The organism is Acinetobacter sp. LT1, assembly GCF_059800965.1.
Window position 1 is genome coordinate 35,876 of the sequence record NZ_JBBAXE010000010.1, and the last position, 17,466, is coordinate 53,341.

The following is a 17,466-nucleotide window of genomic DNA, read 5'->3' on the forward strand; positions in this document are numbered from 1 at the left end:
ATAAAAATGATAATTCTTTATTTTTTATGAATATTTTATGAAAGCATTCATGAAAAATCCATAATTTATAAAATGTTAAATAGATCACACTTTTTTGGTGTTATGTGATTGGTTTTTGATTTTAATTATAATTTCCCACCTCGATATGGGACTATCCGATTATCAAAATGCTAAAAAAATGTATTTTTTCATTGGTATATATCTTGCCTCTTAATTTATATGCTGCTCAAGTAGATGAATTGCGAGAGCAAGCTATTCACACTTACAAAACTGGGCAAACTCAACAAGCAATATTGCAATTAGAACAATTGCTAAATAAGTACCCGCATGACCAAAAATTACTAGCTGATTATTTAGTTGTCATGTCAAGTGAAAAAAGAGATTTATTAACCTTTTCTCAGCATTTAGCAAATGTTAATTATGTGAATTTCCCAGAATATGGGCAACTACCATTAATACGTAATTTTCGTGATTTTAAACACTTCAAAGATGCAATTGATTGGTCGAATAAATTTAATATTCAAAAGACATTTGATGGGCAGATTTTATTAGCGGTTCTATATGCTGAGGCTAAAGACCCTGTAAATGCTAAGGTGCATTTATCAGGTATTAAGAGTAAAAATCTTACAGCTGATCAATTTGTTCAAATTGCTTATGCATATCGACTTATTAATTCACCTGTAGATGCTTTATCTGCAATCGAGCAAGCTTATCAACAACAACCAAAATCTTTTGCGGTTTTGCAAGAATATAGTTACGACTTGGCGGCTGTAGGCGCTTATAAAAAAGCTCAGCAGTTGCTGCTTGCCAGCGATAAAAATACGCAAATAGAATCGTTACAACACTGGTTAAAAGTCAGCGAGTTTTCTCAACGTGTAAATAACGCAATTACTCGCTATAAATATTTGAATCGGGAAGGCATGTCGGACAGTGAAGGCTTTGCCGAGCTTGATGCTGTGTTGAAACAAGGTGAACAAATACAGTCTTTGATTCAACCGTCAGACCCTAATTATTTAAGATTTCATTATGACTATTTGTATGCTTTGGACTTTCGTGGGCGTAGCCGTACGGTATTAGATGAATTTACTAAATTAAATGTACCGTTAGAAAAGCTGCCGGCTTATGTACGTCATGCGATTGCTGATAGTTATTTAGCTGAAAGACAACCGAAGCAGGCTGAACTCGCTTTTAAAACCTTACTTACCGAAAAAAACTACTCAGATATGACGGTATATACGGGGCTTTATTATTCTTATATTGAACAAGAAAAATATAAGCAAGCTGAACAACTTTTGAATGATGTTGATAGGTTGATCCCTACATATAAATATAGCCAAGCCAAAGGAGTAGATAAATCAAGCCATCCTGATCGTGATGATTATATTGCTTTACAAGGCATGCATTTAGCCTATGCAAATCATTTGGGTCAATCAGAAAAGCATTTTCAGAAACAAGTAGATCTTGCACCTGCTAATGAAGGTTTAATTAACAACCTTGCTCGTGTTGAGCGCTGGAGAGATAAACCTTTACACGCAAAGCAAACAATTTCTCGTTTAAATGGCTTAACGCCAGTTGCTAAAGATACGCGTATTAATCAAATGCAAAATGCTCAGGCTTTAGGGAATATTCCTGAGTGGCGCAAAAGCACAGAAAGTCTTTTGCAATATTATCCTGAAGATAGTGGTGTAGTTAAAAGTCGAAAAGAGTTGGATGATCGTGATAGAGCAACTATCTCGCACTCAACAACTTGGGGCCAAAGTAAAGCAGAAAATAGCGATTCTGTGAGTGGGCAAAATGGCTTAAAAGATCGGGAAATGGAAACTCGTATTAATAGCCCTTGGATTAAAGATAATTATCGTCTATTTGCTTGGCATCAAGATCGTTACGGTGGATACCGTTTTGGTGATGTGCATGACCAACGTTATGGGGTTGGTGCTGAGTGGCAAGCAAACCGTAAGGCATTGTCGGCAATTTTGTCGCAAAGTACAGATGGTGGCCAAGCAGGTGTTCGTATTGATTGGTCGCAATGGTTAAACGACCACTGGCAATATCAATTGCAATATGACAGTCAGGCTAATATTCCATTACAAGCAATTGATGCTGGTGAGGATGGACAAGCTTACCGTGCTGCTTTGACATGGCAAAAAGATGAGTCACGCCAAATTGGAGCGAGCTATGGCTTAACCGATATAAGTGACGGTAATAAACAACAAGAATTTTCTACTTTTTGGCGTGAGCGATTATTCGATGCGCCTCACCATATTACTTACGGAACCGTTCGTGGATTTTATGGCAGCAATAGCCAAGATCAGACTGCTTACTTTAGCCCAAGCAATCATTACAGTGCCGAGTTGAATTTAAGCCATGACTGGGTCACTTGGCGAGAGTACGAACGCTCATTTAAACAACATTTTGAAGCTGGAGTAGGGCTATATAAACAAGCAGATTACTCAGCTCGACCAACATACTCTTTGCAATATCAACATCAATGGCAGCTCTCACGGACTTGGCAACTTAATTATGGAATTGGTTGGCAATACCATCCATACGATGGTCATGATGAACAACATACCTACGGTATTTTCGGATTTGAAGGGCGTTTTTAATGAATAACATGATGTCAAAAATGTTGAGCTGTGTGTTTGCCTCAACATTATTACCCGTACAATTTGCCTATGCCCGCATTGAAACTGAACTACCAAAAAATCATACGGTTTCGTTAACTTTTCATGATGTACGAGATGACGTACTCAAGGAAGGTGATCGTGATATTTATGCGATTCAGACCAATAATCTGGCGCAGTTTCTCGATTGGCTTAGTCAGTCGGACTGGAAACCGATTCGACTAAAAGACATTGAAGAGGCGCGCAAGCAAGGTAAAGAATTACCTCATAACTCTATTCTACTGACCTTTGATGATGGTGCTTTAAGTAGTTATAGCCGAGTATTTCCTTTGCTTAAGCAATATAAAATCCCAGCAGTTTTTGCACTTCCAACCAGTTGGTTAAATGGTAATATAAAAGCGGGTTATGAAGCCTATGGTCAAGGTAATTTGGTGAACTGGGCTCAAGTTCGTGAAATGCAAGCATCTGGCTTAGCCGAGTTTGCAAGCCATAGCGATGATTTACATCATGGTGTATTAGCCAATCCTCAAGGCAATGAGCAACCTGCTGCTACTTCTTATGCCTATTTAAAATCGCAATCACGTTATGAAACCGATGCGGAATATCAACAGCGCATTTTGCAGGATTTAAAAAAATCTTATGCAGTTTTAAAAAAAGAAGTAGGGGTTAATCCTAAAGCAATTATTTGGCCTTATGGCGCCGTGAATGAACAGTTAGAAAAGCTAGCACAACAGGCGGGTTTCCAGTTTTCATTCAGTTTGGGACGTGATGGTATGAATCGCGTGAGTGACTCAACTTTTAAGCGTAGCTTAGTCATTGATAACCCTACAGCCGAACAACTGACAGAAGGCATGTTAAATATTCTGAGCTTTGAAGAGTCAGATTTATTTAAGCAATCGCGTCATTTTGTGAGTATGGATTTAAAGCATTTGACAGCACAACAAAATGCTCAAACTGATGAAAAACTTGGGCAGTTGTTATCAAAATTGTATAGCTTAAAAAACAATGCTTTAATCTTAAAGCCTTTAGAAGACAAAGATGGAGATGGGCAATATGATGTTGCCTATTTCCCTACAGATAAAATGTCTGTTCAACAAGATATTTTAAACCGTAGTTTATGGCAGGCTCAAACTCGCGCAGGTCAATCTGTAATATTAGAATTACCTGCTTATCCGCGAAAAGATAGACCATTTTTAACTATAGATTTGGCTAAAGATATTGCGCGTTTTAACAGTAATTTAAGTGGTGTTCAGCTTAATGCAGGATCATCTTTAAATTGCGCAATGCAAAAAATAACCGTGCAAGAAAGCAGTTGCATTGAACAATCAAAACAGCTGGAACAACTGAGTGAACTGACTAAAGAAGCGGTCAAACCTTATTTAAATATGAGTAATCAGGCACAGTTTAGTTTATTGCTTACACCTGATTTAGATCATGTGGAAAATCTACCTGAGCTTATAAAAACACTTTTAATGCAACATGACTTAGTCAATTTGAAGTTTGATGTGATTGGTAAGAAAAAACAATTTAATCAGTTGTTAACGCTCTTAAATACACTTGATCAAAATGATAAGCAAAGAATAATGCTGACTTTAGTATTACCAGAAAATTCGCAGAAAAATGCTTGGGAAGATGTTCAGCAAGGACTCTTTTCTATTCAGCGAGTAGGAATCCAGAAATTCGGTATTGATGGCTATGACTTTGAAAAATCAAAAGATGTTCATCAGTACTTATATAATCCGCTTAGTCTGAATGCTAGCCCTGTGATGTATCAGCCTTTTGCTGGATTGGTAGAGGGGAAAAAGTAATGAGGGTATTACTCGATATTCTGTTTGCTTTTGCCTTTTTATATCCCTTACTGATGGCTTGGACATGGATGGTAGGGGGACTTTGGTTTTTCTTTAAAAGAGAATACCGCGAACAAGCGCTTCCTGAACCGACAGGTGAAGGATGCAGTATCATCATTCCGTGTTTTAACGAAGAAGCGCAAGTACGCCAAACAATTCGTTATGCGTTACAAACCAAATATCCGAATTTTGAAGTCATTGCTGTTAATGATGGAAGTAGTGATAGGACCGCCGAAATTCTAGATGAATTGTCAGCGCAAGATTCACGACTTCGGGTTGTACACTTAGCAGAAAATCAGGGTAAGGCCGTAGCTTTAAGATCGGGAGTACTGGTTAGTAAATACGAATATCTTGTTTGTATTGATGGCGATGCGTTGTTGCATCCGCATGCGGTACTTTGGTTAATGCAACCTTTTATTAACTTCCCGCGAATTGGTGCTGTAACTGGTAATCCACGAATTTTAAACCGATCTAGTATTTTAGGAAAATTACAAGTTGGTGAGTTTTCTTCGATTATTGGTTTGATTAAACGTGCACAACGTACATATGGTCGTATTTTTACCGTATCTGGTGTGATTGCAGCATTTCGTAAAACTGCACTCGCTCGAGTCGGGTTTTGGTCAGACGATAAAATTACCGAAGATATTGATATTTCATGGAAGTTACAGCTAGACCATTGGGATATTCAGTATATTCCACAAGCGCTTTGTTACATCTATATGCCTGAGACATTTAAAGGTCTATGGAAACAGCGTCTTCGCTGGGCGCAAGGTGGGGTAGAGGTTCTTATAGAATATATTCCACAAATGTTCAAACTGCGTGTTCGAAGAATGTGGCCGGTCATGATTGAGGCGCTAGTCAGTATTATCTGGTCTTATGTGATGATCATGATCTTCACGCTATTTTTTGTTGGATTATTTGTTGAACTGCCTCAGCAATGGCAGATCAAAACGCTTATGCCGCAGTGGTACGGTGTAATACTAGGCGGAACATGTTTGATCCAGTTTTTAGTGAGTTTGTGGATTGATCATCGTTATGACCGAGGGCGTTTTTTTAGAAATTACTTTTGGGTGATTTGGTACCCGTTATTTTTCTGGCTACTGACTTTGTTCACGAGTGTCGTTGCGGTACCAAAAACTTTATTTAACACAAAAAAACGTGCCCGTTGGGTAAGTCCAGATCGAGGCTTCCGTGGAGATAACCCATGAAACTTGAGGAAAATAAGGATATAGAGACTTTAGATATCCCTGAATATATTGATCAGCCAGAATATGTCAAAAATAAAACAGCAAACTATACATTACAAACCATTGGCTGGATTTGTTTAATGTGGTTGCTTTTCCCGTTGGTTTCACTGTTTTTATGGGTTTTTGAAGGTCACTTAATTTATGATTACGTCTGGATAGACCACTTATCAGAAGTTAAGACCTTATTACATTTAGCATTAATGATCGGAATTAGCGCGCTTATTTTAATTTTATGGGCAAGTTATAACTGGATTAGGTTTAGTGGTGAGGACCGACGTGCTAAGGCACCTAATAGTTCTGTAGAATTATTAGCGGCCCAATTTTCAGTTACTTCCGACATGCTAAATGATTTGCAAGAAAAACAGCGCATCATTTTGCATTACGATGATCATGGTAATTTGCAAAAATATGAGTAAATAAAAAAGCATGGCCTAAAACCATGCTTTTTTTTACTTTTATGGTATTGCTCTGATAATAATATCAACGGGTTGTTCTATACCATCCATGCTGTGAATAGATCTATTGGTAATTTTAACAATTGGCCATGTTTGCAATTTACAGTTGGGTTTCTGAAGTGCTGCATAATAACTGTCGGATTTAAAAAATACTTTTTTGGTGGTTGCAGTATTGGGAGTCAAAAGACGCTTAAGCCATGGTTCGTTTACTTGGGTTTCTAGAAAACGTAATGCCAGAATGCTTTTAACACGATTGTTAAATAACCTGCGGTTTTTGATAATAAGTGGGTGAGTAATTAACTTATGTGTACCCATCTGACTATGGGGCAAAATAAAATGAGGGGTGATTTGGAAGACAGTCACAAATTTTGCTTGCTGGCAGATTTTTTCAAGATGAGTCACGCTATCTTGATTTGTACCAATAATCGCGACAGATGAATGTGAAAAGTCAAACTCTTTAATTGATGTTGAGGAAATCACTTGACCAGTAAAATCTTCGAAATCTTGAGAGATATTCTGAAAAATCACTGATTTTGAAGTGTTATTTTTAATATTAATACTCATTTTCCAAAAATCCTTTTGGTTTTTAAATCATGATGTTTTTATCGTTTTAATATAAATAACCAAGCAGGCAGTTGGGGTAAAGTCTTTTCAGATAGATGGTCATCCCATACTCGAAATCAATTCAAGTATGGGAGCTTAAAGTAGAGTTTAATGTTCTGTTTTTACATTCATGAGTTGTGTAAAGCTTTCTAAACGTTTAGCTGTATCGTATACATCGCATGTAAAAATAAATTCATCAACATCGTATGTCGCTAATAAATTTTGTAAGCCAGAGCGAACCGTATCTACAGAACCAATTTGCGCCATTGCATAAAAGTTTTCGACAGAAAGTTGTTCTGCTGTATTCCATAATCCCTGCATTGATTCAACTGGTGGTTTCAGCTTCAAGCTTTCACCACGGATTAAACCTAATACGCGTTGATAAGCACTAGTTGCTAAAAATTGTGCTTCTTCATCTGTATCTGCAACAACAACAGGCACACCCATTGAAACATACGGCTTATCTAGGTACTCAGAAGGTTCAAAGTTCTCCCGATAAAGTTGAATCGCTTGACCTAACATACGTGGTGCAAAATGTGATGCAAATGAGTAAGGAAGTCCAAGTTTTGCCGCGAGTTGTGCACTAAATAGGCTAGATCCAAGTAACCAAACAGGAACATGGGTGCTTTGCCCTGGTGTTGCAATAATTTTTTGTCCTGCTTGAGGTACATCGAAATATCTTAAGATTTCGACAACATCTCGAGGAAACTGATCTTCTGTTTCTTGATGGCCACGACGTAAAGCTCGCATGGTGAGTTGGTCTGTACCGGGAGCACGGCCTAAACCAAGTTCAATACGATTTGGATATAAAGTAGCAAGCGTCCCGAACTGTTCTGCGACAACTAAAGGGGCATGGTTAGGAAGCATAATTCCGCCTGAACCTAAGCGAATATGCTGTGTATGTGCTGCAATAAAACCGAGTAAGACAGCGGTAGCTGAACTTGCGATTCCATCCATGTTGTGATGTTCAGCAAGCCAGAAACGTTCATAACCTAGTTTTTCTGCATGTTGTGCCAATTCTAATGCGTGACGTAATGAGAATTCGATGGTTTTATCATTACGAATAGGAGCAAGTTCCAAAATGGAGAACTTGGTATCTTGAAGTGATCGCATGCGATATTCTCGAATAAGGATATATCGAAATAATACGATATATGGGGTGTGATGTATATCGTTTTTTTTCGATATTAATTTTTAGCTATAAATAAAAAAGCACCCGAAGGTGCTCTTTTGATTCATCTGTGAATTAGCGGTTTTTATACCAACCACGGTGTAAGCCATTGTCATGGCGACGGCTACCACCTTTATAATAACGACGGTCACCATCGTAATATCTGCGGTCATCACGATCGTAACGATCACGGTCATAACGGTCATCGTAATTACGATCTTCAGCAACTTTACGACCTAATGCAGAACCACCAGCTGCACCTACTGCTGCACCGATGTATCCACCGTTGGTGCCGCCCATATTTTTGCCGACTGTATAACCAGCACCACCACCTAAAGCACCACCAATTGCAGCTTCTGTACGATTACGACGATCACTTGCTGCTGCTGCACCACCAGCACCACCTAAAGCAGCACCGATTGTTGCACCTGAGGTACCACCAATACTTTTACCAATTGCAGTACCCACTACACTACCTAAAGCAGAGGTTGCAGCAACACGTGTACCATTGTCAGCATGTGCAACTGTTACCATAGAAGATGTTGCAATTAATGCACTAGCCAACCAAATATTCATTTTCATCGTAGAACTCCATGTCCTTTTTACTGGAAGGACAGTTATCTTTATCTTGGGGTAAATGTAATAAAAAATTTCGTGATAATTATGGAGAACCCCAAGGGTGATACAAGTGTTTTGTGTCTGTTTGTAGTGTTTGTATTAATTTGTGGATAAACCATGAGCATACGACAAATTAGCTTTTAATCACTCATAATAAAAAAGCACCCGAAGGTGCTTAAATATCTGTTCGTCAAATTTGATTAGTGATGACGACGGTGTTTTTTCTTCCAGTGTTTAGAAGATTTTTCTGTATAACGGTCTTTAGAGATTTTATTACCCAAAGCAGAACCACCCGCAGCACCTAAAGCAGCGCCTACATAACCACCATTTGTGCCGCCCATGCTTTTACCAACCGTATAACCAGCACCACCACCTAAAGCACCGCCAATCGCAGATTCAGTACGGTTACGACGATCACTTGCAACAGCTGCACCACCAGCACCACCTAAAGCAGCACCAATTGTTGCGCCAGATGTACCGCCCATGCTTTTACCAATTGCAGTACCTGCTACGCTACCTAAAGCAGAAGCAGCTGCTACATGTGTTGTATTGTCAGCATGTGCCACAGTAACCATTGAAGTTGCTAGAACAGCGCTACATAACCAAGCATTTAATTTCATTTTGACTCCGTGTCCCTAGTTGCAGGACCCTATATCTTTTGTTACGGCAAATGTAACAAAACACTTCTCCCCAAATATGGAGAACCATCTTTTGATTATTGCAGTTTAGTGTCTGGTTTGTATGTTTTCTATTAAAATAGAATATTTAATACTCATATAGATAAATTAAGCTTTATTTAGTTTTGACGGGGGGAGTCACGATCAGAACATAGAAAATTTATTAAAGCTCTTGTCGCAGACGACATATGTTTATGTTGTGCGTACAGTAAAGAAAAGGGCCGTGTGTGACCTGCATAACCCTCAAGTAGGGGCTGCAATTTTCCTTGCCGGATCTTTTCATTAACAATAAAGCTATAACTCTGACATATTCCTAATCCACTTTCAGCAAGAGAAACTACTCCCAAAATATCTTCTTTTACTAAAATCCGATTTGATGGTATCCATTGAATTTCATTATCACCATTTTTAAAAAACCATTGAGTGACCTTACCTGTGCTCGGTAATTCAAAGGCAATACATTGGTGATGGTTTAAGTCTTCCAAGGTTTGAGGAACACCCATACGTTTTAAATATTCAGGTGAAGCAACAAGTTGAAGAGGGGCAAGCTCCAAAGGTCTGGCAATGAGAGTGCTACTAGGAAGCTGACCTTGACGAATAGCTAAATCAAATCCTTCCGCAATTAAATCGACGTTTCGATTAGAAATACTGACTTCTATTTGAATATCTGGATATTCCAAAAGAAATTTTTGTAGTAATTCTGGAAGGCGATAGTGTCCATAGGTGGTGGGTACGCTTAATTTAATTTTGCCGGAAATTAGCAGTTGCTTACCTTGAATAGCACGCTCTGCATGGTCAATTAACTGAAATGCATGTTGCATCTTTTCATAATAAAGCTGGCCTGCTTCGGTCAGACTTAAATGACGAGTTGTTCTTCTGAAAAACTGAATACCAAGTTTTTTCTCTAGCCGCGTAATTGTTCTACTAATGACTGAGGGGGTTGTTGCTAAATAAATTGCAGCTGCACTAATAGAAAGCTTCTCAGCCACAATTAAAAACACTTCAATATCGGCAAGATGGTCAAATTGACGTGACATTTAGTCCTCAAACGCAAAAAAGATTTGTATGTATGGTTGTTTTTCTACCTTATTGGCAAAAATAGAATATATCCATCCAAAATATAAAGCCAGCAAATGGTTGGAATGAAGGTCGAATGATGAAATCTCTAAATAAAATAATGCTTGCAGTAGTTGCCGCTTCAGCAGCATTCACTGCAAATGCTGCTCATGTGTTGGTTGTATTGTCTGATGAAGCCCAATTAGAGCTGAAAAAAGGCCATATTTTTAAAACTGGTTTTTATTTAAATGAATTGATGCAACCTACAAAAATGCTTTTAGATGCAGGCCATACAGTAACTTTCGCTACACCAAAAGGGAAAGCTCCAACCTTAGATGAATCATCGAATAATGCGATGTATTTTAACCAAGATGAAAAAGCATTAAAGCAATATGCAGATTTATTGCATGATCTAAAATTAACATCTGTTCAAGATTCTCCAGTTGTGAGCCTATCTCGTATTGAGCAAATTGGTGTGGGTCAGTTTGATGCTATTTATATTCCAGGTGGGCATGCACCTATGCAAGATCTATTAAAAGATAAACAACTTGGAAAAGTACTTACAGCTTTCCATAAAGCTGGTAAACCTACTGCGTTGGTCTGTCATGGTCCTATTGCATTAATGTCTACTTTACCTAATGCCTCGGAAGTAGTTGGTCAACTCGAACAAGGCAAACCAGTAAAAACTGGCGAATGGATTTATAAAAATTATCGAATGACGGTGATTAGTAATCAGGAGGAAGAGCAGGCTAAAGCTTTATTAAAAGGTGGAGAAATGAAGTCTTATCCACAAACTGTATTACAGTCACTTGGAGGTAAGTATCAAAGTAATACCATTGCATGGACTCCAAACGTAGTGGTGGACCGTGAACTTATTACAGGACAAAATCCGGCGTCAGCTGTTTTGGTGGGCAAAACCTTATTAGAAAAATTAAAATAAGTAGGCGGGGCAAAAGAGGTTTTTAAATAAAGCCTCGATTGTCATATAGAGGGAAAATATAACTTATTATTTTCTACAGAACAGCCAAATTATAGGCAAGTAATAAATCTTATTCGAAATCATTATATTTATACGCCTCTACTTATTGGGAAAGTTGATGAATTGGCTGATTATATATGTCATTTAAGCAGCATAATCTGTAAACTATGCGCTATTTTTACGATTTTGCTTATCTTCTATACTTACATAGCCTTCGATAAGCTTTTTGGACTTTTGAGATATTTCCTCTTATGAAAGCGTCACTCCGTTTACGACTTGATCAACTCTGTGATCGACATGAAGAACTTACTGCATTGCTTGCAGATGCTGAAGTGATCTCCGATAACAAACGTTTCCGTAAATTGTCTCGTGAACATAGTGATTTATCTGAAATTACCGAAGTTTGGGGCAAATACCGTCAAGCAGAAGAAGATATTGAAACTGCTGAAATGATGAAGTCTGACCCAGACTTTAAAGATATGGCAGAAGAAGAAATTCAAGCCAATAAAACATTGCTTGAAGAATTAGAAAGCCAGCTCAACATTTTGATGATTCCAAAAGATCCAAATGACTCTAATGCGGCTTATTTAGAAATCCGTGCTGGAACAGGTGGTGATGAAGCTGCGATTTTCTCTGGTGATTTGTTCCGTATGTACAGCAAATATGCCGAGACACAAGGCTGGCGTATCGAAGTCCTTTCTGAAAATGAAGGCGAGCATGGTGGCTTTAAAGAAGTTATTTGCCGTGTAGATGGTGATGGCGTTTATGGTCGCTTAAAGTTTGAAAGTGGTGCTCACCGTGTACAACGTGTGCCAGCAACTGAATCACAAGGTCGTGTGCATACATCAGCTTGTACAGTTGCGATCTTGCCTGAAATTGATGTTGATACCAACGTTGAAATTAATCCGGCAGATTTACGTATTGATACTTACCGTGCATCTGGTGCAGGTGGTCAGCACATTAACAAAACCGATTCAGCGGTGCGTATTACTCACATTCCAACCGGCACAGTGGTTGAGTGCCAAGAAGAACGTTCACAGCATAAAAACAAAGCTAAAGCGATGGCATTGTTAGTATCGCGTTTAGAAAATGCAAAACGTGCAGCAGCCGACGCAGCAACTTCTGAGATGCGCCGTGATTTGGTTGGTTCTGGTGACCGTTCTGAACGTATCCGTACTTATAACTACCCACAAGGGCGTATGACGGACCATCGTATTAACCTAACTTTATATAAGTTAGATGCAATTATGGAAGGTGATTTGACTGAATTGCTCGATAGCTTACACCGTGAATATCAGGCAGATCAGCTTGCGATGCTTGCACAGGAAAATGGCGGCTAATGAATATTGCTCAAGCGCTTGCAATTCGTGGTGAGCCTGACAGTTATGAACGACAAGAAAATGCTTGGTTACTTGAGCATTTTCTAAAAATCAATTCGCTTGAATTAAAGTTTAGACTTGAGCAAGAGTTAACTGCCCAACAAAAGCAAGATTACTTGGCTGGTCTAGAACGTATCCAAAATGGTGAGCCTTTAGCTTATGTGACGGGTTCACAGCCATTTTGGACACTCGATTTAAAAGTAACGTCTGATACTTTAGTGCCACGACCTGATACTGAGGTTTTAGTTGAAACTGTTTTAAATCTAAATTTGCCAAATACTGCAAATATTGTTGATTTGGGAACGGGAACAGGTGCAATTGCGCTTGCATTAGCAAGTGAACGTCCAGATTGGCAAGTCACGGCAACTGATATTTATGCGCCTACTTTAGAAGTCGCAAAAGAAAATGCACAAGCACATGATTTGCAACGTGTGAAATTTGCCTGCGGCGCTTGGTTTGACGCACTTGAACCACAAAAGTTTGATTTAATTGTTTCTAATCCGCCCTACATTGACCCTGAAGATGAACACATGCAAGCTTTGGCTACAGAACCACGCCGTGCATTGGTTGCAGATCATCAGGGACTGGCTGATATTGAAATTATTATTGCTCAAGGGAAAAACTGGTTAAAACCGCAAGGCTGGATTGTACTAGAGCATGGTTATGATCAGGGACAAGCTGTTCGAGATATTTTCACAGAGTATGGTTTTAGCCAAATTAAAACTATTCAAGACTATGGCCAAAATGATCGAGTCACTTTGGCATGCTGGATTTAAAATTACCTTTGTAGTGTATCTCGCCAACGTAATAACCAGTTTTCGATAAGTTTCATTAAGGTATCGGTTACTTTACCCAATAGGGCTAATAAAATAATTGCAATGATAACAATATCTGGTCGAGACGTTTCTCGGCCATCACTGAGTAAATAGCCAATCCCTTGAGTGGCTGCAATCAGTTCAGCTGCAATCATAAACATCCAAGATAAACTTAAGCTGTTACGTAAACCCGTTAAAATGCCTGGAGATGCTGCCGGTAAAATAATAGATATAATCCGCTGAAAAGCATTAAGCCGATAAACTTTTCCAACTTCAATGAGCTTTTTATCTACATTATGAATTGCTGCAACTGTATTGGTATAGGTTGTAAAAAATGCTCCGATTGCAATCAATGTAATTTTAGAACCTTCGTCAATTCCTAACCAAAGCAATAACAGGGGAATCCAAGCAAGACTTGGGATCGATTTAATTGCTGAAAAAGTTGGTTCTAAATAAGCTTCTGCTTCTTTACTTAATCCAACCCAAATCGCAAAAATTAAACCTAAACCGCTTCCTATAATAAAGCCCAACAGAACACGCCATGTACTAATATAAATATGGGCAAACAGGTCGCTATGAGCTAAATCTAAAAAAGATTGCCATAAACTAGACGGTGCAGGCAGTAGATAAGCATCGATATAGCCATTTCTGACTAAAAACTCACAAGCCGTTAAAAAGATGAGTGGAATGAGTAGCGCTTTAAACCACCGTGTAAATTTGTGGTTTAGATGCTTTTTCTCAGATTTTAAAGCCTGCTGAGCTAAGAAGTGATTTAGCTCAGCTTTGTTAAGTGAATCACTCATATACTATTTCACGACTTTTTGAGCAAAACGTGGGTCTAGCAACTGATCAACCACTTGATTGACGTTAGTACCTTTTCTAACCAAATCTTCTTCAGTCAAAATTTTCCCAGAACGTTTTAGCGCTTGTGCTTGAGTTGCTGATGGAATGCTTTGATCGAAGTTGGTTCGGCTCAGTTGTAGTTTAGCCACAGGTAGAGGAAGTTTTGATTCTTGAGCTAAAAGTGCTGCCACTTTATCTGGATTGGCTTTTGCCCATTTTCGGGCTTGTTCATAGGCTTTAATAACGGCCTCTACCGCTTCAGGGCTTTGCTTTGCAAAATCTTCTTTAACGCTCAGTACACTATAGCTATTAAATCCAACATTACGATAAAGCAATTTGGCACCCGATTGAATTTGAGCAGAAGCCATTAATGGATCAAGTCCAGCCCAAGCATCTACTTGGCCACGCTCTAATGCAGTTTTGCCGTCTGGGTGTTGTAGATGAACCAGTTGTACATCACGTTTACTCAAACCGACTGTATCTAGTGCTTGTAGTGTAAATAAGAAAGGATCGGTTCCTTTGGTGGCTGCAATTTTTTTACCTTTTAAATCTTTTAGGCTTTTAATTGGTGAATTTTTTGCGACAACAAGCGCGGTCCATTCCGGTTGGCTTTGTACATAAACCGTTTTAATTGGACTACCATTCGCTCGACTTAATACAGCAGCTAATCCAGCGGTAGAAGCAAAATCGATGCTGTTACTGTTGAGATATTCTAATGAGCGGTTACTACCTTGACTAAAAACCCATTTAATTTGGGTATTTGGCAGTGCTTTTTCGAGAAGTTTTTGATCTTTAACGATTAAACTGGTTGGTGCATAGTAAGCATAATCAAGTTTAAGTGTAGTCGGAATTGCTGCAAAAGCAGATGAAGCAAATACAAATCCCAATGTTGATGCCAACAAAGTCTTTGGTAGAGAAAATTTTGATTTTAAAGACATGATAAAAATAAAACCGAAATGAAATAGGAGATCATCCTTTCACGTGTTTAGAGGCTTATGAACTTAGTTATTTTGATTTATAAATCAGTTTGAAAGATAAAAGTTTGAATAAAATTATAAATCACTGTTTTTATGACTATTATCAAATTTTAAATAATGCATTTATCTGAAATATTGAATTTAAAATACATAAATATCATAAGCTTAAACTCTAACGCCTTAAGCTTCATTCGATGTATATGTTATTGCTTGTGTCCAGTTAAATTATCTCGATATGCACCTGGGCTGACACCTGTCCATTTTTTAAAAGCACGGTGAAATGCACTTGGGTCATGGAAGCTTAAATCTTCACTAATATTTTGAATTGAGTCATTCGTTTTGCTTAAACGTTGAACAGCAATATCACAGCGGATTTCATTTTTAATTTGTTGATAGCTTACACCTTCATGTTTCAGTCTACGTTGAACGGTGGCTTCTGAAATATTGAGTTGGTGAGCTACATCTTTAAGTTCGGGCCATTGTGCAGGGTGGAGTTTCAATAAATGGCGACGAATAAGTACACTCAGGGCATTTTCATTTTTAAAGCGAACTAAAAGATTTTGCGGAGTTTGCTCTAAAAAATCATAAAGCGCTTTTTTATCTTTTTTAATTTTAATATCTAAATAGTGGGCATCGAACTCAACTCGATTTATCTCAGCATTAAATTGAATATCTTCACCAAAACGAACGAAATAGTCCTGAATATCTTGAGGTTTAGGACAACGTACCATAATAGTATTTAAACCAATTCGCTGGTCTACCAACCAACACATAAGTCCGTGCACTAATATTAAAAAGGTTGCGTAGGTAAACATGCGTTTAGGCTGTTCACGATCATGAATCACTAAATAAGCTTTGTCTTGCTCTCGAATGAGTTCTCCATGCATGTCATCTAGAACAAAGTTAAAAAACTTCAAAATATCGTAGAGTGCTTTTTCTAAAGTTTCAGCCGTACTGACGAGTTTAGTCAGTAATTTATAGCTTCCACGACGCATGGGGTGGCTATCCATTCCAAAAAACTCATCGTTCATGGCATTGGCAAGCTCTATCCACAATTGGGCATAGGTTGTAACAGGCACACGTGCCTTTGGCGACATCAGTAATTCAGCGGGGATGCCTGCTTTATTTAGAATTATTTGTGTATTTAGGCCTTTGGCATAAGCCGCACTCAGTGCTTCATGTACTAGTGCAATCGAAATTGTGCCTTTACTTAAAGAAGATTGGACAACCATGTCAAAGACTCATATTTTCTTCATATATTTCAAGTGAAATACTGCATATTTAAAATTTGGATTGATCAAAAGCTGCAAACATTTTGAGGCTTTTTGAAATTGTATCGGAAAACAACAACTTTTACTCTCACTACTAAGTTTAAAGAACATTTCTATAGGACATTACACAATGAAAATTCAAGGGAAACATTTCGTAATTACAGGTGGTGGGTCTGGTTTAGGTGCTGCAACAGCTGAGTATTTAGTCCAGCAAGGTGCTTCAGTTACCTTGGTAGACATGAATACAGAAGCAGGCGAGCAACAAGCAAAACAGTTGGGGCCAAAAGCTGACTTTGTAAAACTTGATGTGACCGATGAAGCTGCTGCTGAACAGTTCTTTAAAGATGTGTTGACAAAACATGGTCATTTGCATGGTTTGGTGAACTGTGCCGGTATTGGCCCTTCTGCGAAAGTGGTTGGCCGTGAGGGCATTCATGACTTGGGATTATTTGCAAAGACTTTAAATATTAATGTTACAGGTACATTTAACATGCTGCGTTTTGCAGCAGATGCAATGAGTAAAAACACGGTTGAAGAAGGTGAAGAAGATCGTGGTGTAATTGTTAACACTGCTTCTGTTGCCGCATTTGATGGTCAAATTGGTCAGGCTGCGTATTCTGCATCAAAAGGCGCTATTGTTGCGATGACATTGCCGATTGCTCGTGAGCTTGCGCGACATGCTATTCGTATTATGACCATTGCACCGGGAATTATGGAAACCCCAATGCTTAAGGGTATGCCACAAAATGTACAAGATGCTTTGGGGCAAATGGTGCCGTACCCATCTCGTTTAGGAAAACCAGAAGAGTTTGCTCGTTTGGTGGCACATATTGCTGAAAACTCTTACTTAAATGGTGAAGTCATCCGTCTAGATGGTGCAATTCGTATGGCAGCAAAATAATAA

At 38.5% G+C, this 17,466-nt stretch carries 16 protein-coding genes; 8 read left to right on the top strand and 8 right to left on the bottom strand.

Annotated elements, in window-relative coordinates:
* Nucleotides 1–167: 167 nt before the first annotated feature.
* The 4 genes from pgaA to pgaD are packed head-to-tail and all read left to right on the top strand — an operon-like array spanning nucleotide 168 to nucleotide 6,134.
* Entirely contained in the window at nucleotides 168–2,606 is a 2,439-nt protein-coding gene (gene pgaA / locus WBW42_RS11425; RefSeq protein WP_284106136.1) for a poly-beta-1,6 N-acetyl-D-glucosamine export porin PgaA, read from the top strand.
* The gene (gene pgaB, locus WBW42_RS11430) at nucleotides 2,606–4,432 is read left to right on the top strand and encodes a poly-beta-1,6-N-acetyl-D-glucosamine N-deacetylase PgaB (protein WP_032055653.1); all 1,827 of its coding nucleotides are present in this window, start codon (nucleotides 2,606–2,608) and stop codon (nucleotides 4,430–4,432) included. Before pgaA ends, pgaB begins: the two co-directional genes overlap by 1 nt.
* Nucleotides 4,432–5,679 (top strand): poly-beta-1,6-N-acetyl-D-glucosamine synthase, encoded by a 1,248-nt coding sequence (gene pgaC / locus WBW42_RS11435; protein WP_032005419.1) that lies wholly within the window; start codon nucleotides 4,432–4,434, stop codon nucleotides 5,677–5,679. The genes pgaB and pgaC overlap by 1 nt, the downstream gene beginning before the upstream one ends.
* A complete protein-coding gene (gene pgaD, locus WBW42_RS11440; protein ID WP_017480835.1) occupies nucleotides 5,676–6,134 on the top strand; it encodes a poly-beta-1,6-N-acetyl-D-glucosamine biosynthesis protein PgaD in 459 nt (152 codons plus the stop codon). The genes pgaC and pgaD overlap by 4 nt, the downstream gene beginning before the upstream one ends.
* Nucleotides 6,135–6,173: 39 nt before the next feature.
* On the opposite strand, the gene WBW42_RS11445 is transcribed toward pgaD, so the two are convergent.
* From WBW42_RS11445 to WBW42_RS11465, 5 genes are all read right to left on the bottom strand, one after another.
* Entirely contained in the window at nucleotides 6,174–6,737 is a 564-nt protein-coding gene (locus tag WBW42_RS11445) for an NAD(P)/FAD-dependent oxidoreductase (protein ID WP_032004706.1), read from the bottom strand.
* 147 nt (nucleotides 6,738–6,884) lie between these two features.
* The gene (locus WBW42_RS11450) at nucleotides 6,885–7,889 is read right to left on the bottom strand and encodes an LLM class flavin-dependent oxidoreductase (protein ID WP_032055657.1); all 1,005 of its coding nucleotides are present in this window, start codon (nucleotides 7,887–7,889) and stop codon (nucleotides 6,885–6,887) included.
* A 133-nt stretch (nucleotides 7,890–8,022) separates the two neighbouring features.
* On the bottom strand, nucleotides 8,023–8,529 hold the full coding sequence (locus WBW42_RS11455) for a hypothetical protein (protein WP_002119687.1): 507 nt from the start codon (nucleotides 8,527–8,529) through the stop codon (nucleotides 8,023–8,025).
* Nucleotides 8,530–8,765: 236 nt separating this feature from the next.
* Nucleotides 8,766–9,185, bottom strand: a complete 420-nt coding sequence (locus WBW42_RS11460; RefSeq protein ID WP_002119685.1) for a glycine zipper domain-containing protein — start codon at nucleotides 9,183–9,185, stop codon at nucleotides 8,766–8,768.
* Between the two features lie 176 nt (nucleotides 9,186–9,361).
* On the bottom strand, nucleotides 9,362–10,279 hold the full coding sequence (locus WBW42_RS11465; RefSeq protein WP_032055659.1) for a LysR family transcriptional regulator: 918 nt from the start codon (nucleotides 10,277–10,279) through the stop codon (nucleotides 9,362–9,364).
* Nucleotides 10,280–10,398: 119 nt separating this feature from the next.
* Between WBW42_RS11465 and WBW42_RS11470 the strand changes: the two genes are divergently transcribed.
* The 3 genes from WBW42_RS11470 (at nucleotide 10,399) to prmC (ending at nucleotide 13,432) form a co-directional block, all read left to right on the top strand.
* A complete protein-coding gene (locus WBW42_RS11470) occupies nucleotides 10,399–11,238 on the top strand; it encodes a type 1 glutamine amidotransferase domain-containing protein (protein WP_032055661.1) in 840 nt (279 codons plus the stop codon).
* Between the two features lie 290 nt (nucleotides 11,239–11,528).
* Nucleotides 11,529–12,617: a peptide chain release factor 1 gene (prfA, locus tag WBW42_RS11475; protein WP_002119588.1), complete on the top strand. Its 1,089-nt coding sequence runs from the start codon at nucleotides 11,529–11,531 to the stop codon at nucleotides 12,615–12,617.
* Nucleotides 12,617–13,432, top strand: a complete 816-nt coding sequence (prmC, locus tag WBW42_RS11480; RefSeq protein ID WP_032055663.1) for a peptide chain release factor N(5)-glutamine methyltransferase — start codon at nucleotides 12,617–12,619, stop codon at nucleotides 13,430–13,432. Before prfA ends, prmC begins: the two co-directional genes overlap by 1 nt.
* A gap of 2 nt (nucleotides 13,433–13,434) precedes the next feature.
* Here prmC and WBW42_RS11485 read toward each other — a convergent pair whose 3' ends face one another.
* From WBW42_RS11485 to WBW42_RS11495, 3 genes are all read right to left on the bottom strand, one after another.
* Nucleotides 13,435–14,274 (bottom strand): ABC transporter permease, encoded by an 840-nt coding sequence (locus WBW42_RS11485; RefSeq protein WP_284106130.1) that lies wholly within the window; start codon nucleotides 14,272–14,274, stop codon nucleotides 13,435–13,437.
* Nucleotides 14,275–14,277: 3 nt separating this feature from the next.
* Nucleotides 14,278–15,252 (bottom strand): aliphatic sulfonate ABC transporter substrate-binding protein, encoded by a 975-nt coding sequence (locus tag WBW42_RS11490; RefSeq protein WP_005068523.1) that lies wholly within the window; start codon nucleotides 15,250–15,252, stop codon nucleotides 14,278–14,280.
* 242 nt (nucleotides 15,253–15,494) lie between these two features.
* The gene (locus tag WBW42_RS11495; RefSeq protein WP_032055666.1) at nucleotides 15,495–16,523 is read right to left on the bottom strand and encodes an AraC family transcriptional regulator; all 1,029 of its coding nucleotides are present in this window, start codon (nucleotides 16,521–16,523) and stop codon (nucleotides 15,495–15,497) included.
* 169 nt (nucleotides 16,524–16,692) lie between these two features.
* On the opposite strand from WBW42_RS11495, the gene WBW42_RS11500 reads away from it, so the two are divergent.
* Nucleotides 16,693–17,463, top strand: a complete 771-nt coding sequence (locus WBW42_RS11500) for a 3-hydroxyacyl-CoA dehydrogenase (protein WP_032055667.1) — start codon at nucleotides 16,693–16,695, stop codon at nucleotides 17,461–17,463.
* The last annotated feature ends 3 nt before the right edge of the window (nucleotides 17,464–17,466 follow it).